This is a genomic window from Cardinium endosymbiont of Culicoides punctatus (genome assembly GCF_004354815.1).
Lineage (GTDB): Bacteria > Bacteroidota > Bacteroidia > Cytophagales > Amoebophilaceae > Cardinium.
In genome coordinates this window covers 1-19,431 of the sequence record NZ_QWJI01000018.1, presented here as the reverse complement: position 1 = coordinate 19,431, position 19,431 = coordinate 1, and the positions used below count along the sequence as shown (strand labels likewise).

20 protein-coding genes are annotated in these 19,431 nt (G+C 35.1%); 18 read left to right on the top strand and 2 right to left on the bottom strand.

Translation table 11 applies throughout. The features are described 5' to 3' along the window. The first annotated feature begins 923 nt into the window (after window positions 1–923). The 12 genes from rplU to CCPUN_RS03270 all read left to right on the top strand — a co-directional run bounded on the left by rplU (window position 924) and on the right by CCPUN_RS03270 (window position 10,053). Window positions 924–1,238 carry a 50S ribosomal protein L21 gene (gene rplU, locus CCPUN_RS03325; protein WP_133282166.1) on the top strand — a complete coding sequence of 105 codons (315 nt, stop codon included), beginning with the start codon at window positions 924–926 and terminating at the stop codon, window positions 1,236–1,238. A gap of 9 nt (window positions 1,239–1,247) precedes the next feature. Beyond that, window positions 1,248–1,499 carry a 50S ribosomal protein L27 gene (rpmA, locus tag CCPUN_RS03320; protein WP_133282165.1) on the top strand — a complete coding sequence of 84 codons (252 nt, stop codon included), beginning with the start codon at window positions 1,248–1,250 and terminating at the stop codon, window positions 1,497–1,499. A gap of 109 nt (window positions 1,500–1,608) precedes the next feature. After that, window positions 1,609–1,953, top strand: coding sequence for a 30S ribosomal protein S16 (rpsP, locus tag CCPUN_RS03315; protein WP_133282164.1), 345 nt, complete (start codon window positions 1,609–1,611; stop codon window positions 1,951–1,953). Window positions 1,954–2,072: 119 nt separating this feature from the next. Beyond that, entirely contained in the window at window positions 2,073–2,327 is a 255-nt protein-coding gene (locus tag CCPUN_RS03310; RefSeq protein ID WP_133282163.1) for an acyl carrier protein, read from the top strand. A gap of 25 nt (window positions 2,328–2,352) precedes the next feature. After that, entirely contained in the window at window positions 2,353–3,603 is a 1,251-nt protein-coding gene (gene fabF / locus CCPUN_RS03305) for a beta-ketoacyl-ACP synthase II (protein ID WP_133282162.1), read from the top strand. Further along, window positions 3,588–4,340: a ribonuclease III gene (gene rnc / locus CCPUN_RS03300; RefSeq protein WP_133282161.1), complete on the top strand. Its 753-nt coding sequence runs from the start codon at window positions 3,588–3,590 to the stop codon at window positions 4,338–4,340. Before fabF ends, rnc begins: the two co-directional genes overlap by 16 nt. A gap of 89 nt (window positions 4,341–4,429) precedes the next feature. Then, complete coding sequence (locus tag CCPUN_RS03295; protein ID WP_133282160.1) at window positions 4,430–5,074, top strand: NeuD/PglB/VioB family sugar acetyltransferase; 645 nt, start codon at window positions 4,430–4,432, stop codon at window positions 5,072–5,074. A gap of 70 nt (window positions 5,075–5,144) precedes the next feature. Beyond that, on the top strand, window positions 5,145–5,930 hold the full coding sequence (locus CCPUN_RS03290) for an RNA methyltransferase (RefSeq protein WP_133282159.1): 786 nt from the start codon (window positions 5,145–5,147) through the stop codon (window positions 5,928–5,930). Between the two features lie 249 nt (window positions 5,931–6,179). Then, a complete protein-coding gene (sufB, locus tag CCPUN_RS03285; protein WP_133282168.1) occupies window positions 6,180–7,628 on the top strand; it encodes a Fe-S cluster assembly protein SufB in 1,449 nt (482 codons plus the stop codon). A 68-nt stretch (window positions 7,629–7,696) separates the two neighbouring features. After that, complete coding sequence (locus CCPUN_RS03280) at window positions 7,697–8,176, top strand: hypothetical protein (RefSeq protein WP_133282158.1); 480 nt, start codon at window positions 7,697–7,699, stop codon at window positions 8,174–8,176. A 92-nt stretch (window positions 8,177–8,268) separates the two neighbouring features. Beyond that, window positions 8,269–9,549, top strand: a complete 1,281-nt coding sequence (locus tag CCPUN_RS03275; RefSeq protein ID WP_133282157.1) for a dihydrolipoamide acetyltransferase family protein — start codon at window positions 8,269–8,271, stop codon at window positions 9,547–9,549. 222 nt (window positions 9,550–9,771) lie between these two features. After that, window positions 9,772–10,053 (top strand): HU family DNA-binding protein, encoded by a 282-nt coding sequence (locus CCPUN_RS03270; protein ID WP_133282156.1) that lies wholly within the window; start codon window positions 9,772–9,774, stop codon window positions 10,051–10,053. 117 nt (window positions 10,054–10,170) lie between these two features. Here the strand turns inward: CCPUN_RS03270 and CCPUN_RS03265 are convergent, their stop codons facing one another. Next, a complete protein-coding gene (locus CCPUN_RS03265; protein WP_133282155.1) occupies window positions 10,171–11,553 on the bottom strand; it encodes a hypothetical protein in 1,383 nt (460 codons plus the stop codon). Between the two features lie 282 nt (window positions 11,554–11,835). Here CCPUN_RS03265 and CCPUN_RS03260 point away from each other — a divergent pair, with 282 nt between their 5' ends. From CCPUN_RS03260 to mnmE, 6 genes are all read left to right on the top strand, one after another. Then, window positions 11,836–12,291 (top strand): nucleoside deaminase, encoded by a 456-nt coding sequence (locus tag CCPUN_RS03260; protein WP_133282154.1) that lies wholly within the window; start codon window positions 11,836–11,838, stop codon window positions 12,289–12,291. Between the two features lie 50 nt (window positions 12,292–12,341). Beyond that, the gene (locus CCPUN_RS03255; protein WP_133282153.1) at window positions 12,342–12,992 is read left to right on the top strand and encodes a superoxide dismutase; all 651 of its coding nucleotides are present in this window, start codon (window positions 12,342–12,344) and stop codon (window positions 12,990–12,992) included. Between the two features lie 195 nt (window positions 12,993–13,187). Then, window positions 13,188–15,263 carry an ATP-dependent zinc metalloprotease FtsH gene (ftsH, locus tag CCPUN_RS03250; protein ID WP_191283874.1) on the top strand — a complete coding sequence of 692 codons (2,076 nt, stop codon included), beginning with the start codon at window positions 13,188–13,190 and terminating at the stop codon, window positions 15,261–15,263. Between the two features lie 173 nt (window positions 15,264–15,436). Then, window positions 15,437–16,744 (top strand): D-alanine--D-alanine ligase family protein, encoded by a 1,308-nt coding sequence (locus CCPUN_RS03245; RefSeq protein WP_133282152.1) that lies wholly within the window; start codon window positions 15,437–15,439, stop codon window positions 16,742–16,744. Further along, window positions 16,737–17,486 (top strand): PASTA domain-containing protein, encoded by a 750-nt coding sequence (locus CCPUN_RS03240; protein WP_165941931.1) that lies wholly within the window; start codon window positions 16,737–16,739, stop codon window positions 17,484–17,486. Before CCPUN_RS03245 ends, CCPUN_RS03240 begins: the two co-directional genes overlap by 8 nt. Window positions 17,487–17,578: 92 nt before the next feature. After that, entirely contained in the window at window positions 17,579–18,949 is a 1,371-nt protein-coding gene (mnmE, locus tag CCPUN_RS03235) for a tRNA uridine-5-carboxymethylaminomethyl(34) synthesis GTPase MnmE (RefSeq protein WP_133282150.1), read from the top strand. A gap of 163 nt (window positions 18,950–19,112) precedes the next feature. Here the strand turns inward: mnmE and CCPUN_RS03230 are convergent, their stop codons facing one another. Next, window positions 19,113–19,361 carry a hypothetical protein gene (locus CCPUN_RS03230; protein ID WP_133282149.1) on the bottom strand — a complete coding sequence of 83 codons (249 nt, stop codon included), beginning with the start codon at window positions 19,359–19,361 and terminating at the stop codon, window positions 19,113–19,115. Window positions 19,362–19,431 lie beyond the last annotated feature (70 nt).

Here is a 19,431-nt window from a genome sequence, read left to right as displayed (position 1 = left end):
CTATACAATTATAAAAATTATTAGTAATCAATTATAAAATAATTGTAAGATTTGCATTTTTTGGTGCGGAATGTGGGATGATATATTTCTTTGAGAAAATTAGCCGTTTTTTATCAAATATAGTGGAAAATCCTCAATGTCAGTCTTTTATTCCATCATATATTTGTACCACCACCCGAAATCGGCTGGTAGGAGCATATTTCAAACGACCCTAAGCGGCTGAGTTCAAAATGCCTGGTTGTGAGGGTTAGGAAAAAGGCTTGTAAAAGTCACGTGTGATATAGGAAGGTGAACGAAAGTGAACTTCCGTAGTTAAGTGTCGTAAAAATAAATACTCTCTCAAAAAGGCAGATCTGAAATCGTTTGCTTGATAAGGTATCGAGTTGTCCTACAATACCTGACGATACTAGGAAGCGGTACATAGGCAGTACGATCCTATATTAGGGCTTTACACGGAACTTGAGAACCATCGGTTATTTCCATCCGGTGGGCAGATTCGGTCGTAGTAATTAAGAAGTGGCTGTAATGGCCATGTAGCGAAGGGCTGAATGTGTTTAGACAAAGAATGAAGTCAACAAAAAAAAGGGGATGAACGGAAAACTATAGTAGTAAAAAATGGCTTTAGTTAAAGCAAAAAAACAGAATTATTTATGCAAATAATATCAATATTTATACCCATTTACAAGATAAAAATATGAGAGCCAGCTTGAGTAGCTTAGTATCATATAATTTAACCACCTCCCCAAAATTTTATTGTATATTTTATAGTGAATTATAAATCAGCTGTAAAAATAATATTTTTGCTATACAGCATATAGCGTACTTGGTGAATTTCCTTTTATTTTTGTAGAAAAAACATTAAATTCGTTGATGTCTATTCTTTTCCTTTTTGAGAAAGATTATTTTTTAGTCTAAGAAAATATATGTATGCAATTGTAGAAATAGCTGGTAAGCAATTTAAAGTTTCCAAAAAGCAGAAACTCTATACGCCTAAGTTGCAGAACGAGGTAGGAGATGCCCTTACCTTTGATAAAGTTTTGCTACTAGGTGACGAACAAGGAGCTATTGCTGTTGGCAAGCCTATGTTAGATGGGGTAACCATTACTGCTAAGGTATTGGATCATACCAAAGGAGACAAAGTTATTGTCTTTAAGAAAAAGAGACGGAAGGGTTATAGGGTTAAACGAGGACATCGTCAAGACCATACGCAAATTATTATAGAAGATATTGTAAAGTAACGTAAAAACATGGCACATAAGAAGGGAGCCGGTAGTTCCCGGAACGGGAGAGACTCAGAGAGTAAACGACTCGGCATAAAAAAACATGGAGGAGAACAGGTAATAGCTGGGAATATTATTGTTAGACAAAGGGGTACCCATCATCATCCTGGGAAAAATGTTGGGTTGGGAAAAGACCATACACTATTTGCTTTAGTAGATGGTATGGTTGTTTTTAGAAAGAAGAAAGAGCGGTCTATGGTGTGTGTCGATACCATTTAATTAAGAGATGGCTACACTCCCTTTTCCATCTGAGAAGGAAGAAATAAGTAATATTATAACATATAAAAAAGTAATACTCGCGAACGAGATTCGTTAAAAAGGTAGCACTATGGCAGTAAAAATAAGATTAGCGAGGCGTGGAAGAAGACATTTCGCAGAGTATGATATCGTTGTGGCAGATTCAAGATCGCCAAGAGATGGTCGTTTTATAAAAAAAATTGGCAACTATAATCCAAATACATCTCCTTCAACCGTTAAGTTAGATGAAGAAAGTGCCTTAAAGTGGCTTTTTCAAGGAGCACAACCTACTGACACAGTAAAAAATATTTTGTCTAATCAAGGAATTATGCTAAAAAAACATCTCCAAATAGGTGTAATAAAGGGAGCAATAACCCAAGAAGAAGCAGATAAGAAATTTTTAGCTTGGAAAGAGGCAAAAAATATCAAAAAATAATTAATATGCTTAATAGCTCTATATGAAGAGCTAATCAAGCGTTAGTACATAAGCATTTTTCTTAAAATGCTTATGTACTCTTTAAAAATTTTCAATAAAAAATTAGAACCGTTATTTAAATGAATAGTGAAGATATTAAGTCTAAAGTAAAGGCTATTGTAATTGATAAACTGAATGTTTCAGCTGAAGAAGTCGTGCCTACTGCTCATTTTGTAAATGATCTAGGAGCTGATTCTCTAGATCGCGTAGAATTGGTACTGGAATTTGAAAAAGAATTTGATTTAAAGATTGGAGATGATCAAGCTTCAACACTGCAAACAGTGGGTAGTGTGATAGAATTTTTAGAAAACCATCTATCTCAACACAAAGGATAGTTTTTAACAAACCTTTTGGGTAAAAATGTCATCTGCAAGAGTAGTTATTACAGGATTAGGAACACTTACGCCAATTGGGAACAATGTGAAGGAGTATTGGGAAAGTCTTGTCCAAGGTAAAAGTGGTGCAGGGCTTATAACCAAATTTGATACTTCTAAACATAAAACCAAGTTTGCTTGTGAATTAAAGGGGTATTCTCCAAGTAATTACTTCTCTCCTAAAGATGCTAGACGCATGGATCCATTTTCCCAATATGCCATTGTAGCTGGTGATGAGGCTATCCAAGACGCCCAACTAACGAATCAATTGGTAAATAAGGAACGTGTTGGCGTAATATGGGGATCTGGTATAGGTGGATTGGGGACAACAGAAACAACGGTTTTAGACCTTGTAAAGAATGAGATGGAACCGAAGATAAATCCTTTCTTCATTCCTAAAATCATTCCAGATATACCCTCTGGTCACCTTTCCATCAAATATGGATTTAAAGGACCAAACTTTGCTACAGTATCTGCATGTGCCTCTTCTATAAATGCTTTAATAGCAGGTTATCAACTTATTAAATTAGGGGATGCAGATGTAATTGTAGCGGGAGGTTCAGAAGCGCCTATTATCCAAGTAGGTATTGGAGGATTTAATGCATTAAAAGCCCTATCTCAAAATAATGAGGACTATATGACTGCCTCTCGCCCTTTTGACAAAACAAGAGATGGCTTTGTAATGGGAGAAGGAGCAGGTGCTTTGATACTTGAATCCTACGAACATGCGAAAAAAAGAGGTGTCAAGATTTATGCAGAAGTAGTTGGTGTAGGTATGTCTGCAGATGCATATCATATTACAGCACCAGATATGGATGGTGTTGTTTTAGCCCTACAGCGTGCATTAGATCATGCAAAGCTTTCTCCAGATAGTATTGATTATATCAATGCCCATGGAACAAGTACCCCCCTAGGAGATATTAATGAGTTAAATGCTATCCAACGTGTTTTTGGGTGTCATATGCATAAGCTCAATATCAGTTCTACAAAGTCAATGACAGGACACCTCCTAGGTGCTGCTGGAGCGATTGAGTCCATTGCTACTATTTTAGCATTGCAATACCAAGTGGTACCACCAACAATTAATCATAAAGTAGTAGATGAAAATATAGATCCGAATATTAACCTAACTTTAAACAAGGCCGAAACCCGTTCTCTATTTTTTGCGCAAAATAATGCTTTTGGCTTTGGTGGACATAATGCTTCCGTTATCTTTAAAAGATGGGACGAATCCTAAACATAATAAAGTTTTTTTTTATAAAAAAAGATGCTGCTACGCAGCAATTACTAACCTTTGTAAGAACAGTTACGGGTAGGATTCCTTCAAATATCTCATTATATAAAATTGCGTTACAACATAGTTTTACAAAAGATAAAGAGGATCCTCCCTCTAATGAACGACTTGAGTTTTTAGGGGATGCTGTACTATCTTTGGCAGTAGCAGATTTTCTCTTTAAGAAATATCCTTTAAAAGAAGAAGGTTTTCTGACAGAAATAAGGTCTAGGCTCGTTAATAGAAGCGCTCTAAATGAACTGGCGAGAAAAATTCATTTAGATAAGGTATTACACTACCGTTCTAATGTGGTAAAAAGAGCAGGTAGTAGAAACATCTATGGCAACGCATTGGAGGCATTGATTGGTGCAATATATTTGGACCATGGATATGAACATTGCAAAAAAATCATTACTGAGCGACTCATAGGTAACTATATAAGTCTAAAAGATCTTGTAGAGAATGATCAAAACTTTAAAAGTAAAATTATTAAATGGGCTCATAAAAATCATGTTCAAATATTTTTTAATCTATTATCAGAAAAAGAATATAATCGTTATAGAGAATTTACCATCCAAATACGCATGGAAAATAAGGTTATAGCTGAGGGTACTGGGAGAACTAAAAAAAATGCTGAACAAATGGCGGCGCAACAAGCTTTGCAGCAAATAGAGGAAAAATGGGGTAAGTTTGTAGACTAATGTGATAGAACTAAAATAGGTTCGAAAACAATGTATATATGCAACTTGCAAAAAATAGGAAAATTTAATACTACATAATTGGAAATACCATGTCTAAAGGAGTAATCATTTTTAGCGTATGCACTTTTACAAAAGGGGCTTTAGATATTTTTCAAAAAAACAATTTGATCGTTTATGGTATTCTTGAAGATGATAAAACCTGGCATAACAGAGAGATCTATGGAGTGCCTATTTTAGGTGCTACAGATGACCATAAATTTCTTGAATTACTCGATGAAGAATGTGCTTCGTTTATTGCATATGGAAATATAGCAAAAAGGAAAAGTATCTTAAACTTTCTACATGCACACCATAAAGACAATTCCATCTCTGCCGTTCATCCTACTGCTATTGTTGCAGAACATATCCAGTTAGGTCAAGGTAATTATATAGGTGCCCAAGTTTGTCTAGCACCAGAAGTGAATATAGGTAATCATTGCATACTGAACAATGGTGTAATTATTGATTACCAAACACAAATACATAATTTAGTCCAAATAGGAGCTGGGAGCGTTATTGGAGACAATGTGATTATAGAAGAAGGTGTATATATTGGCATTGGAGCAACCATTATCTCTGGAGTTACTATCCAAAAAGGTGCAAGTATTGGTGCAGGCTCTGTTGTTTTAGGAAATGTAAAAAAAGATGATATATTACTAGGAAATCCGGCTAAATCTATCAAACAATCTGCTTAGAGTTGTTCACTACATATGGATAAGCCATGAAATTTCTAAAATATAAACCATCCTCTCATGATTTTTTATTATGTATCCAAAGTTAAGTAAACTTAAAGCAAAATATATCCGCCAATTAGCCCTGAAAAAATATCGTCTAGAAAAGACTGCTTTTATTTTAGAGGGGAAAAAAAGTATTCATTTACTCCTTACCTCAGATTACGAAATAAAATTTATAGTTGGCACTGTTTCTTTTTTTAAAGCAAATCCAGATTTTTTTATTGGCTATGAAAAGCCAATAGAAATTTTTGAAGTAAGTAACGTAGAGCTCTCTCAATTGGGTTCTTTTACTAACAATCAGGATATACTTGCTGTAGTTTCGATGCCTAAACAAAATCAACCAATTATATACTCTACTGGCATTACACTGGCATTAGATAATATTAGGGATCCGGGGAATTTAGGTACTATTATTCGAATAGCAGATTGGTACGGCATATCCACCCTACTTTGTTCTCAATCTACAGTAGCGTTGTACAACCCTAAAGTTCTACAAGCAAGTATGGGATCTTTTATGAAAGTCAATATACACTATGTAGACTTGTCAAACTATTTAGCAGAAAGCAAGCTCCCTATTATAGGTGCTATGTTGGGAGGAGAAAATGTGCATAACTTTTCATTTCCAGATAGAGGAATTTTGGTAATAGGGAATGAATCTAGTGGAATCCAAGATGAAATTAAAAAAAATCTTACGCACTCTGTTTCCATTCCTGGATATAGTAGTGCCGAATCGTTAAATGCAGCTATGGCAACAGCTATTGTATGTGATAATTGGAAAAGAGTAGATTATAATCATAAAAAAGACAGTGGTTGTTGAAGTATATGATACGAATGCTTAATCTATTCTTTCCTATGCGTTTTTTAGTGCCTGAATAATCTAGTGATGGTCTTTATTAAAGCCATTTTTTACTACATTTACATCAGTCAGACATTGAGGACACTTTTCTATGATATATTCATTTGAGAAAAATGAACCGTTTTTTTTATCGAAAAAAATTGAAAATACTCAATGTCAATGGATTATGACATCATATATTTAAGCTACCACCGTTTTTTATATAGAACTATGGTAAAAAAAGAACAAAATATTTTAGAAGAAATAACATCCTCCGATTATCAATATGGATTTGAAAGTAATATCCCCGTAGATGCGATTCCAAAAGGGTTAACAGAAGCAACGATTAGACTGATTTCTGAAAAAAAGCAAGAACCAAACTGGCTTCTAAAACGTCGCCTGCAAGCCTTCCACCATCTAGCCAAATTAAAAGAACCTGTTTGGGCGAAAGTATCCTATCCACCCATAAATTATCAAGATATCATTTATTACGCTGCACCTAAGCAAAAGGTGCAATTAAATAGTTTGGATGAGGCAGATCCAGAACTTTTAGCTACCCTCAAGCGTTTAGGTATTTCTTTGGAAGAACAGAAAAGACTCACAGGAGTAGCTATGGATATAGTACTAGATAGTGTCTCTGTTGCGACCACCTTTAAGGAAACGTTACATAAATTAGGCATTATATTTTGCTCCTTTAGCGAAGCTGTTCAAAAATATCCTGAACTGGTACAACAATATATAGGAAAGGTCGTACCAATGACGGATAACTACTTTGCGACATTAAATACCGCAGTTTTTAGCGATGGCTCATTTTGTTACATTCCAAAAGGTGTACATTGCCCCATGGAGCTTTCCACTTACTTTCGTATAAATGCCAATAATACAGGTCAATTTGAACGTACGCTAATTATTGCCGAAGAAGACACCTATGTTAGTTATCTAGAGGGATGTACCGCTCCTATGCGTGATGAACACCAACTGCATGCTGCTGTGGTTGAAATTTATGCGAAAAAGGGAGCACATGTAAAGTATTCTACTGTACAAAATTGGTATCCCGGAAACAAAGATGGGATAGGTGGTGTATACAACTTTGTAACCAAAAGAGGACTCTGTGCGGGAGAATATTCTAAAATATCTTGGACCCAGGTAGAAACAGGATCGGCCATTACTTGGAAATACCCTAGCTGTATTTTAATGGGAGATCATTCTATAGGAGAATTTTATTCTGTAGCTGTGACAAAAAATAAACAACAAGCAGATACAGGAACTAAGATGATCCATTTAGGTAAAAATACCAAAAGTAGAATCGTAGCCAAGGGTATTGCTGCTGGCTATTCAAACAATAGCTACAGGGGTTTGGTTAAAATTACTGCTGATGCAACAAACGCTTCTAATTATTCCCAATGTGATTCTTTACTGATTGGGAATAGCTGTGGGGCACATACGTTCCCTTATATAGAAGTAAAAAATGCGACAGGACAAGTAGCACACGAAGCAACTACTTCTAAAATTAGTGAGGACCAAATTTTTTACTGCAATCAACGTGGTATTGATAATGAACATGCTATTGCACTTATTGTAAATGGATATTGTAAAGAGGTATTAAGACAACTACCTATGGAGTTTGCTGTAGAAGCGCAAAAGCTCCTGGCCATAACTTTGGAAGGTAGTGTGGGATAATTTTTTCGTATTTGTTCCATCATATATTTAAACCACCATCAAGTATAGTAGTAAGCATTTGTCATTTTATGAATCAAACTAAAAAGGAAAGTATTTCTATTCAAAAACAGTATCCTATACGACAATGGTTAGCTGTCCTTAGATGTTACGTTTTATTATTTACTGCCATTTTACTCTTTATTGGGTGTAGCAAAAACGACAATCAAGTCTTCGAGAAAAATGATATGTTCTATCTAGATAGTGTTTTGCTTGGAAAAATAGAAGAGCTGTCTCTAGCTATTCAGGAATATAAGTTAACAGATTATGAAAAGCAAGCAAACGCTTCTCCTGGAAAAGGCATTTCAAAAATACTTGAGCAATTTCGTATGATGGAAGAAAGCGTTCGAAGATATCCAAAGATTATCCGTCATTCAATTGCACAGAATACAATAGCGGAGATAGGCAATCTTCTTAGAAAATTACTTCGTGATATACAAAGTATAAAAAACAATCAAGCTAGAAACCAATTTATTCAAGCATTTAATAAATTAAATCGTTCTGTTTCTTAAGTATAAATGATATTATAGTTTTTGTATAGAGCGCTAAATGATGGGTAATATGAATGATTTAAAATAGATTTCATTTTTTTGTAAACGTTAATATGTCCTTAACAACCCTCTACTTACCCAAAATGGGTGAAAGTGTAATAGAAGCAATCGTATTGCATTGGTGTGTCCAAGAAGGGGAACCGATTGTAGAAGGAGATATACTACTGGAGGTAGCTACAGATAAAGTCGACGCAGAAGTACCCGCTATGTATTCGGGTACCATTAGAAAGCTGCTCGTTCAAAAAGGAGAAATCGTTGCTATTGGTGCTCCGATTGCTATATTGGAAGCAGAAAATGGCACTATTCAACCAATAGAAACTAATGTTACGGAAAAAATTCCGAGTATATCGACACTTACTGTTGTACCAACACAAGATCTTTCATTTACAACAACACCATTAACTGTTTTTGGCAAGCATAGCCTATCGATGAGCCCTTTAGTAAGGGGAATGGTTAGAAAACATCATATTCACCCAGAAGAGCTAGAAAATTTAGTTGGTAATGCGAGGGATAAACGTATTACAAAAGACCTCCTTTTAGACTATTTAAAAAACAAAACCAGAACTTTACCGGCTATAGAATCTGCCAATCTGCATGTATTTCAAGAGCCGATTACGCCATTAGAGGGTGATGAGGTGATCCAAATGGATCGTGTAAGGACACTTATTGCCAACCGAATGGTCCAATCCAAAAAAATTTCTCCGCATGTTACTTCTTTTATGCGTGCAGATTTAACCGATCTTGTGGACTGGAGAGCACAGCATAAAGCTTCTTTTGAAACAAAATATGGTATTAAACTTACCTATAATCCACTTTTTATGGCCGCAATTGTTCGTGCTTTGCAGGTATTTCCATTGCTCAATGCTGTAGTTTCTAATAATCAAATTATCAAAAGAAAGCATGTCAATATTGGCTTTGCCGTAGCACTACCTGATGGAAATCTATTAGTCCCTGTTGTTAGAAAGGTAGAAACGTTACCTTTCACGACTTTAGCAAAACAGATTGATACGTTGATACATAAAGCACGTAGTGGTACCATTCTTGCAGATGAGCTAACAGGTGCCAGTTATACCATTTCTAATATTGGGTGTTTTGGAAATCAAATGGGCACACCAATTATCGTGCAACCACAAGTAGCTATTCTTGCATTAGGTACTATTGAGAAACGTCCTGCTGTCGTTCATATAGGAGAAGAAGATGTGATAGCTATTCGTGATGAAATGTTTCTATCTCATACATATGATCATCGTATTATAGATGGGGCAGTAGGAGGCGGTTTTTTGAAGCATTTGGCTACCGAGCTAAAGCTTTTGCCTCAGCATATAGATCTTTAATGTTATAATAAGCATGGTATGCATGTAGGTGTGTGGGTGCATAGACCATATAGATTATTGATATTTATATAGATATATTTGTAGATAAGACCATTTTATTTTATAACTTTGTTTTCATAGTTTATGTTTGTTTCGTTTTTTTGTTATAAATTAAAAAACGAGTGGCATTGCTATAATTGATTTATAGTAAAAAAATTAATGGTTTAAATTCGAATACAAATTATGACTCAGAAAGAAGTAATATTCGTAATATCACGTAAAACAGGTCTTGATAAGGAAGATATTAAAAAAACCATAGATGCGTTAACTGATGTCGTTCAGGAGTCTGTTATAGATAACCAACGTGTGCATTTCAGTGGATTTGGCGTGTTTTTCAAGAAAAAACGTGCACAGAAAATTGGACGTAATATCAGCACCAATACAGCCATAGTGGTAGAGGAACATTATATTCCAGCTTTTAAGCCATCTAAGCTTTTTGCAACAAAGATTAAAACGGCAAGCTAACATATTAGAAATTAGGTGGTTGGGTTTTTATCACGTCATTTGGGAATATTCCCAAATGACGTGATCTCATTTTAATTAAATAAAAAGTACGTGTACGTATGTGAATGGCTTGCTGCTTTATTTTTTCTTTTTTTCTTTTATATACTGTTTATACTCTACTTCCTCTGTGATGTCCTTAGGTTTTCCCTCTTTTCTTCGTTGCAGTTTTTCTAGAAGCTCTTCTAGGTTTTTATTTTGCCTTGTGTTTAATGGTGTTTCTTCTATGCGATTTTTTTCTGATAATGTGAAGAATTCTCTTAGTTCATTAATTCCTACCAGTAATTCTTCTTTATTTTTTTTTGGTATTGTTTCTCTTTTTTCTTCTTCTTCTTTTGCTTTTTTTAGCATCTTTATTACTTCATCTTGTGATTTTTTTAATTTTTCTGGATTCCATTGGTTAATTTCTCTTTGTATTGTAGAGAGGTTCCAGAACTTCTTTAGTTCCGTTGGTATCAATTCGGCTATAAATGTTTTTGCTTCTTGTAGTGCGCTTGGGTTAGGAAGAGGTGGTGGGATTGGTATATTTTTTGTTGGTGGATTATTTTTATTTTGGTCTTGTGCTGCTTTCCTCGCTTGCAGGGTGTTTAGTAAATTTTTGAGTTCTTCCAAACCCAAGTTTGGCATGTTTTGTTGCTCTTCCGGTTTCAGGAATGTGTTTAGTTTATTGATGTCTCCTAGTAATTTACTTCTATCTTCTTCTTGCGTTGCTTGTTCTTGACGTATTTCCAGTTTTCTTATTAATCTTTTCAATTCTTCTGCTGTCATGGTATCTACCTGTTCTTCTTTTGCTGCTGTTAGGAAAGAACGTAATTCAAGTGGTATTTCCTGATTTCCATTATTTTCATCTTCCTGCTTTTCTTTTGATGCCAATATTGCGTTCAGTTCATTTATTAATGCTTTCCGTTGTTCTGGTGTCAGATTAGCTATCCGTTCCTTTTCTTCTTTTGTTAGGAAAGGGAGTAGAAACAATGGCATTGGAAGATTTTTATTACTTACTGTTGTTATTAAACTTTTCAGTCCTTCCAGTGGTATGTTATGGACTAGTGCCATGTGTTCTGGTGTTAGGATCGTGGATAAGGTCAGTGTTTGTTGCTGTTCATTATATGGGTTACGTGTATTTTGATGTGGTACACCACCACCACCGCTGCCTAGATTTCCACTATTTCCATAATGAGATAAGGTATTTGATGGTTCTAAAGTTGATGTTTTTGTTTTATTATCAGTATTTTTCGGTAGATTATTTGAACAGATAGAAACTATGTCTTTTGAGTCTGTTTTTGTGGGATTATGAATTTTTTTTGTATTACTATATGCTGGTTGTAGTCCTTTCAGGCCTCCACAATCAAGGTTTGAGCCAAGTAATACATAACCAATGGTAGGCCAAATAACTTTTGGCATTACCCATTTTTGTAAACTAGATTTTTGTATATTTTGTATACTTTGGGTTGTTTTATATTCCATATGTTTTTTATTTTTTTGTTTTTACTGTTGAACAATCTTTAATATATAGAACATCTATGCATAACGCCATAACGAACGGAACTAAATGTATAGTATCACTTAGATACATAATCTGAGCATATAATATTACATATCTGTTTTGTATTATAAATTTTTTATAAAAAATCTTACCTACTTTCATGGTATCAAAAAAAAATAGTAATTCCAAATTTTAGCGTTTGTGTTAGAAGTGTTCAATGGGCATTACATGTTGGTTAACATTGATTGTTAAAACTAAAAAAAATGAGTTGCATAAATAATGATGACTTCTTTATGAAAGAAGCATTAAAAGAAGCAAAGAATGCAGCACAAATAGGAGAGGTGCCCGTTGGAGCAGTGGTGGTTGCTCATGGGAAAATTATTGCACGTTCTCATAATCAGGTGCAACTACTAAAAGACCCAACAGCTCATGCAGAGTTATTAGCTATAACAGCCGCAAATAACTATCTTGGTAGTAAATATCTAATAGACTGTACACTATATGTTACCTTGGAGCCTTGTGTAATGTGTGGAGGAGCCTTATATTGGTCACAACTAAAACGTATCGTTTTTGGTGCCAGTGATCTTAAAAGAGGATACCGAACATTGACTGCTTCTATACTACATCCGAAAACAGAGGTAGAGCCAAATATTTTGGAACAAGAATGTCATAAATTACTTATCTGTTTTTTTAAACAACGAAGAAACGCTATATTGTAAAAGCTAGCAGACTGTATTGTTTTGTCGTTATCATAATACTTAAATTATTTATGAATTTTGAGTTTCCATCTTTATTGCCATATAGTTACGATGCGCTAGAGCCTTATATAGATGCACGAACTATGGAAATACACCATACCAAACATCATCAGGCCTATGTGAATAACTTGAACCAAGCGCTTGTTGGTACGTCCATAGTAGCTGTAGACGGGTTAGAGTCAGCTGTCTTGGATGAGCTTTTAAAGAACATAAGTAGATATAGTCCCATTGTTCGAAACAATGCGGGTGGCCATTTTAACCATTCTTTTTTCTGGAATAGTCTTACACCCCATGCGTTAAAAAAACCTGAATCTCTATTGCTCGAGGCAATAGAAGGGTCGTTTGGCAGTTTTGAAGCTTTTCAAAAGCTCTTTTCTACAACAGCAGCAACGCATTTTGGCTCTGGATGGGCTTGGCTGTCTGTTTCTAAAAAAGATGGGAAGTTAATCGTCTCCAGTACAGCTAATCAAGACAATCCACTTATGGATGTAATACCCGTTGAAAATCAGGGTATCCCTATTTTAGGACTAGATGTATGGGAACATGCTTATTATCTTTTTTACCAAAATAGACGTCAGGAATATATAGCGTCTTTTTGGAATATTATCAATTGGAAGGTAGTTGAAAGTAGGTTTATGGAAACAATGAAAGTGAAAAAGTAGAAAAATTAACCAAATATATTATGATAATACATATTACATAATAATGTTATATCGTAAACTCTATCTACACTTGAATAGATCTTACTTCTATAAAATTTGTGTAAAGCTGTTTAGGTTTTATAGCTTTTAACTCCATGTTATGGCTGGATTGGTTTTTCTTCAAGAAAAAAGGCCACTTATTTTTTAAATGACGTTATGCAAAAAAAGGAAAAAAGCAATTTACAACACAACGCTCAGTCTATTTTTTTCTTAATTATAGCAACTATACTAGGGTTACTGATCTATTATGGTAGAGATCAAGGCATTATTTTTATTTCTGAAAAACGCTTTGAAAAAATGATGCTAGAACAGGATGTCAAATCAATTACGTTGATTACCAATCAACATCTTGTAGAGGTAACAATTAAAGATGATGCGCTTAAAAAAGAGTCTTATCAGAAAGAATTGGCGGGAAGACCAGCATGGAAAAAGTCACATCGCTTTATCTATGCTTTTAGAATACCATCTTTTGAGATATTCGACAAAAATTTTAAGGAGTTAGAAGCTAAACTTAGTCCCGAAGATAGAATAGGTTATATGTCTGAAGAGCGCTCAGAACCAGGAAGTTTTATAAACTGGTCCTTTTTACTTACACTATTTTTAATTTATTGGTTTTTTATTCGTAAATCAGGAAGTGGTATAGCAGGTCCTGGAGGGCAGTTTTTTAGCATGAACACCTTAAAGACAACGATCTTTGATAAAGACAATAAGATTAAAGTTACCTTTCAAGATGTTGCTGGCATGAAGGAAGCCAAAGAGGAATTAAAAGAAATGGTGGATTTCTTAAAGACGCCTGAAAAGTTCACTTCCCTTGGTGGAAAAATTCCTAAGGGAGTACTTTTAATTGGTCCGCCTGGAACGGGTAAAACCTTGCTTGCTAAAGCGGTAGCTGGAGAGGCCAACGTTCCATTTATTTGTTTATCCGGATCGGACTTTGTAGAAATGTTTGTGGGTATAGGAGCAGCTCGTGTCCGTGACCTCTTTAAAAAAGCAAAAGAAAAGGCGCCTTGTATCGTATTTATAGATGAAATAGATGCAGTAGGAAGGGCACGTGGTAAGGCAAATATGCCTGGCGTGAATGACGAACGTGAAAATACACTAAACTCTCTTTTGGTAGAAATGGATGGCTTTTCTACCAATTCTGGTGTGGTTATTATAGCCGCTACCAATAGACCAGAAGTGTTAGATAGTGCATTATTGCGTCCAGGTAGATTTGATAGACAAGTGAGCATAGACAACCCAGATATTATTGATAGGGAAGCCATTATAAAGTACCATAGCAAGCAACTCAAATTAGAGAAACATATACGTATTAAACAACTTGCTGAACAAACACCAGGGTTTTCCGGGGCAGATTTGGCTAATATGTGTAATGAGGCGGCTTTAATAGCAGCGAGAAAGAATAAGCGTTTTGTAACAATGGTGGACTTCCAGGCTGCTATAGATCGCATTATTGGTGGATTGGAAAAAAGAAACAAAGTTATTTCTCCAGCAGAGAAAAGGATTGTTGCCTACCACGAAGCTGGCCATGCTATTGCTGGGTGGTTCTTAGAACATGCCCATCCACTGATTAAGGTAAGTATCGTACCACGTGGTACAGCAGCACTTGGCTATGCACAGTATTTACCTAAAGAACAGTTTATCTATCAAGAGGAAGAGCTCCTAGATGAAATGGCTATGGCTCTGGGAGGAAGGGCTGCAGAGGAGTTAATTTTTGGTAAAATTTCTACGGGTGCTTTGAGTGACTTGGAGCGTACGACTAAGTTGGCATATAGTATGGTTACCATTTATGGTATGAATCCTAAAGTAGGTCATCTATCTTTCTATAATTCAAAGCAAACAGATTATGCTTTTACCAAACCTTATTCCGAAAAAACAGCATATGCCATAGATGAGGAGGTAAGAAATATCATAGATGCTGCGTATGAACGTGTAAAGGCATTGCTTAAAGATAATATGGACAAGTTGATGCTTTTGGCAGAAGCTCTATTAGCAAGAGAAACGTTATTTAAATCAGACTTAGAGCGTTTGATAGGTAAACGTTTTGTTTCAATTTCTGATACTAAAAATGCTGCACCAACTGCTAATTCAGCAGCAGCTACTGAACAAGAAATAGAAGATCCTAATCAAGATATGACACCATCTAGCATCAAAAATGATCCTAAAGATGATCCTGATAAAAATATAACAGATGTACAAGGATTTGTCCGTAATGATGTGACAGAAATTTAGTATAACGAGCATACTTTTATTTTTAGCTCCTGCCAGCAGGGGGTGGCATATGAAGAGATATTAGTGCTACTTGCTTCTAAGTAATTTTAAGGTCGGCTGATTCATTACATGCATATTTGCTTAATGCATTAAATTTTAATTTAACGTCTGCTCAAATACAAAGATACCATGGTATGAAAAAAAAAATAGGTGTACTTATGGGTGGATTTACGCTAGAGCGACATATTTCACTAGAAAGTGGGCGGAATATTTGCAGTAAATTGATTGCATCTGCACAATATGATGTAATGCCACTTTTTTTATCTGGCTCTATGCAAGAACACCGTATTTTTACATTACCTACCGCTCTTTTACTAAAAGATAATGCAGATGATGTACATGATTACCTCTTACATCCATGCAAGTACGATAAGCAAAAAGAAATACTCAATACCATTAGAGCAGAAGCACATTCCATTACAAAAACTTATGCAAAAGATGCTGTCTTTTATCCAAAAGAAATTGATTTTAAATTTATTAAAGATAATATAGACTTTGTTTTTATCGCTTTGCATGGTAGGCCCGGAGAAGATGGCACCTTGCAAACCATTTTAGAGCAATATGATATCCCTTACAATGGATCTGGCATTGCAACAGCAGCTTTAACAATTGATAAATATGCTACCAATCAACTGCTAGCGAAAAATGGGTTTTATGTTGCCAAACAGTTTCTTATTACCGATGATCAGTGGAGTGCAGCACCGGACCTATTGATGGATGAAATAGAACGTATTTTTAATTATCCCATGATTGCTAAACCAATTGATGATGGTTGTAGTAGTGGCGTAATCAAAATTACCCATAGATCTCATCTACTTGCATATGCTTCCGCTAGCTTTAGAGCAGCCCAAGCATTGCCTGATAATTTAAGGCAATTACTTGGATTGGAGGTGGGCGCTTTTTTCCCACAACAAAAATGTTTCTTGCTAGAAGATTTTATAAGAAAAGATGCTTCCATGCTTGCTTGCTTAGAAACAACAACTGGATTATTGACTTATATTTCCCAAAATGGAAATATGATATATGAAATTTTTGAACCTTCGGAAGTATTAGCAGCTGAAGGTATACTTTCATTAGAAGAAAAATTTTTAGCTGGGGAAGGACATAATATTACACCTGCACGCTTTTCTAGCGATAAACAGTCATCTATGGCTATCAGTCAAATGGTTAAAACGCAACTAAAAACCATAGCACAAACTTTAAACCTACAAGGCTATGCTCGTATAGATGCATTTGTAAAAATTTATTCTGATCAAAGTGTAGAAGTATGGGTTATTGAAGTCAATACTTTGCCTGCTATGACCCCAGCTACCTGTATTTTCCATCAAGCTGCTTTAAATGGCTATAGCTCATTCGATTTTGTAGATAAAATTATCCAATATGGATTTACAAAAAGAAATTTTAGTACCTATTCCTCCATCAATTTTTCTAAAAATGGATAAAAAGAAACTTAAAAAAATCATTAAACATCTTTTTTATATCTTTTTTTTGAGTCTAATAATGCTATTGGGGTTCTTTTATATGTTCTTACCTCGTATTACAAATCATGGTAAAACGGTTCAAGTCCCCAATTTAATAGGCATGCATTTAGATGAGTTGGATACACATTTAGCGACATGCCATCTGCGTTATGTAATAACAGATAATACAGATTATTCAGAAAAACACCCTCCATTTACTGTTTTACAGCAATTTCCTGCTGTAGGTGTTTGGGTGAAGGAAAATAGAAAACTCTACTTAACTTTAAATGCCGAACATCCACCACTTGTTAAAATGCCTAACCTTATTGAGGTGTCTATTAGGCAAGCACAATTGTTATTAAAAAATCGGGGATTGAAATTAGGTAACATTAAGTATATTCCAGATATTACAAAATACACTGTGCTAGAACAGTGGTATGATGGTCATCCTATATCTGCTGGAAAGTCTATTAATAAAGGTTCGTCCATTGATTTGGTTGTTGGTGCTGGTTTGGGTACACAGATCATTGAAGTACCTGACGTTGTAGGAATCCCTTTGGAAGAAGCTAGTTTAATATTGCTAGAATATGGCATGCGTGTGGGATTAACCAGTATAGAAAAAAATAAGACCTTACCTGTTGGAAGTATTTTAAGGCAAAATCCTGTCGCAGGAACTCAGGTACGATTAGGTACTGCTATTAATCTCTATATAGCTAATCCATAGAAGCGCGTATCTGAACCGATTTTTGCGCATAAAAAAGAAATATATGCAATCCTGGAAACTAGCGTGTAACATTCGTAATATATTATGTATTTATGTATCATAGTCAAGATCCCATTATTGCCTTAGCAACACCATTAGGAATGAGTGCCATTGCTGTAGTACGTCTCTCTGGTAAAGGCGTTATAAGTATGCTAAATACAGTGTTTCGTGGTAACGATCTTACAAAACAAGCTTCACATACCATTCATTTTGGTTGTATTCAAAAGGAAGATACCATGATTGATGAAGTGTTGGTTGCGCTTTTTATTGCTCCTCATTCCTTTACCAAGGAGGATTCCGTAGAAATTTCCTGTCATGGCTCACCTTTTATTGTGCATCAGTTAATACAACTTTTTATTGAAAGAGGTGTGCGTATAGCTGAGCCTGGAGAATTCACTAAAAGAGCTTTTTTAAATGGTCGTTTCGATTTGACGCAGGCAGAAGCTGTTGCCGACCTTATATCGGCAGATTCTGCTTTGGCACATCAAATTGCTCTTCGGCAAATGCGTGGTGGTTTTGCTTCCGATTTAAAAGCACTTCGGGAAGAACTCATTCATTTTGCAGCCATGTTGGAACTAGAGTTGGATTTTTCAGAAGAAAATGTTGAATGCTTAGATAGAACAGATTTACAAGCATTGGCTGATAAAATTATTGTAGCTATAAGGTTGCTTATGGAAAGTTTTAGCTTTGGAAATGTAATTAAAAATGGTATTCCAGTGGTTATTGCTGGCAAACCCAATGTAGGTAAATCTACTTTATTGAATAACTTATTACATGAAGAGCGGGCTATTGTTTCTCCTATAGCAGGTACAACCAGAGATACGATTGAAGGACAGCTGCACTTAGGAGGCATGTTATTTAGATTTATAGATACAGCGGGCTTAAGGGAAACCGTATCGGATGAAATAGAAGCTATAGGTATTGACCGAACCAAGCAACAGTTGCGTAAAGCCTCTGTGGTATTTTATTTAGTAGATGTATCTACTACAACTTTGGCAGAAGCTGAAGAGGAACTGGTAGCATTAGGTTTAGAAGGGTTTCCAATAATTAGAATTGTAAATAAGGTAGATATTGCCATATCTGAAAGTACGCTAGAAAGTTTTGTCCAAAAAGATTATTTACCCATTTCAGCTCGAGCAAATTCAGGTACGGATAAACTCAAAAATGAACTTTTGCAGATTGTAGCTGGAGCGCAACTGGATACTACTGGAACAGTTGTAATGAATGCACGCCACTACGAACGTTTACAAAAGAGTAAACAGGCTTTAGAGGCAGTTATAACAGGGCTTAAAATGAAGCTATCTAGTGAGTTATTGGCTTCAGATATACGTACTGCACTACACCACCTAGGTGAAATTACAGGAGATATTACAACGGAGGATATTTTGGGGGAGATTTTTTCCAAGTTTTGCATTGGCAAGTAAAGAATAGGGGACTAATCAAATGCTTCAGCCTTATATTTAAATCGAATGAGTAAAAACAAGCTTATGGAAAGTAATCCAAAAGACCCTAGCAAGTTGAGGATCAAATTTACAAGGAGTTGTTGGATTTTTCGGGTCTTCTTTTAGACATATGTAACTTAAATCTTTAGCTACCAAATATTCTTTTTTTAGAAGATGTAATGCTTGTTTTAAAAGATATAGCTTTATCAAATTCATCAGCTGAAGATTTAATAATCCATTTGATATATGAGGCTATTTCTTCTACTTCTTCTTTGGTTTTATCGCTAAAATCTTCAATATCATTGGGTATACTAATAGTAAAACATCTGGATTGATTCCAATTTTTTATAGGATATTCATTATTATTAAGACCTACATATCTAGTAACCGACATTTCGCACAAAAATTTGGGATTTTTTATTTTCTCTATTTATTACATAAATGTTACTATATTTTTAGGGTTT

Coding starts and splice junctions, on each gene's coding strand:
- rpmA (WP_133282165.1), top strand. CDS start 1,248: ATGGCACATAAGAAGGGAGCCGGTAGTTCCCGGAACGGGAGAGACTCA.
- rplU (WP_133282166.1), top strand. CDS start 924: ATGTATGCAATTGTAGAAATAGCTGGTAAGCAATTTAAAGTTTCCAAA.
- mnmE (WP_133282150.1), top strand. CDS start 17,579: ATGTATCATAGTCAAGATCCCATTATTGCCTTAGCAACACCATTAGGA.
- CCPUN_RS03265 (WP_133282155.1), bottom strand. CDS start 11,553: ATGGAATATAAAACAACCCAAAGTATACAAAATATACAAAAATCTAGT.
- fabF (WP_133282162.1), top strand. CDS start 2,353: ATGTCATCTGCAAGAGTAGTTATTACAGGATTAGGAACACTTACGCCA.
- rnc (WP_133282161.1), top strand. CDS start 3,588: ATGGGACGAATCCTAAACATAATAAAGTTTTTTTTTATAAAAAAAGAT.
- CCPUN_RS03290 (WP_133282159.1), top strand. CDS start 5,145: ATGTATCCAAAGTTAAGTAAACTTAAAGCAAAATATATCCGCCAATTA.
- CCPUN_RS03260 (WP_133282154.1), top strand. CDS start 11,836: ATGAGTTGCATAAATAATGATGACTTCTTTATGAAAGAAGCATTAAAA.
- CCPUN_RS03310 (WP_133282163.1), top strand. CDS start 2,073: ATGAATAGTGAAGATATTAAGTCTAAAGTAAAGGCTATTGTAATTGAT.
- sufB (WP_133282168.1), top strand. CDS start 6,180: ATGGTAAAAAAAGAACAAAATATTTTAGAAGAAATAACATCCTCCGAT.
- CCPUN_RS03245 (WP_133282152.1), top strand. CDS start 15,437: ATGAAAAAAAAAATAGGTGTACTTATGGGTGGATTTACGCTAGAGCGA.
- CCPUN_RS03240 (WP_165941931.1), top strand. CDS start 16,737: ATGGATAAAAAGAAACTTAAAAAAATCATTAAACATCTTTTTTATATC.
- CCPUN_RS03275 (WP_133282157.1), top strand. CDS start 8,269: ATGTCCTTAACAACCCTCTACTTACCCAAAATGGGTGAAAGTGTAATA.
- CCPUN_RS03270 (WP_133282156.1), top strand. CDS start 9,772: ATGACTCAGAAAGAAGTAATATTCGTAATATCACGTAAAACAGGTCTT.
- rpsP (WP_133282164.1), top strand. CDS start 1,609: ATGGCAGTAAAAATAAGATTAGCGAGGCGTGGAAGAAGACATTTCGCA.
- CCPUN_RS03230 (WP_133282149.1), bottom strand. CDS start 19,361: ATGTCGGTTACTAGATATGTAGGTCTTAATAATAATGAATATCCTATA.
- CCPUN_RS03280 (WP_133282158.1), top strand. CDS start 7,697: ATGAATCAAACTAAAAAGGAAAGTATTTCTATTCAAAAACAGTATCCT.
- CCPUN_RS03295 (WP_133282160.1), top strand. CDS start 4,430: ATGTCTAAAGGAGTAATCATTTTTAGCGTATGCACTTTTACAAAAGGG.
- ftsH (WP_191283874.1), top strand. CDS start 13,188: ATGCAAAAAAAGGAAAAAAGCAATTTACAACACAACGCTCAGTCTATT.
- CCPUN_RS03255 (WP_133282153.1), top strand. CDS start 12,342: ATGAATTTTGAGTTTCCATCTTTATTGCCATATAGTTACGATGCGCTA.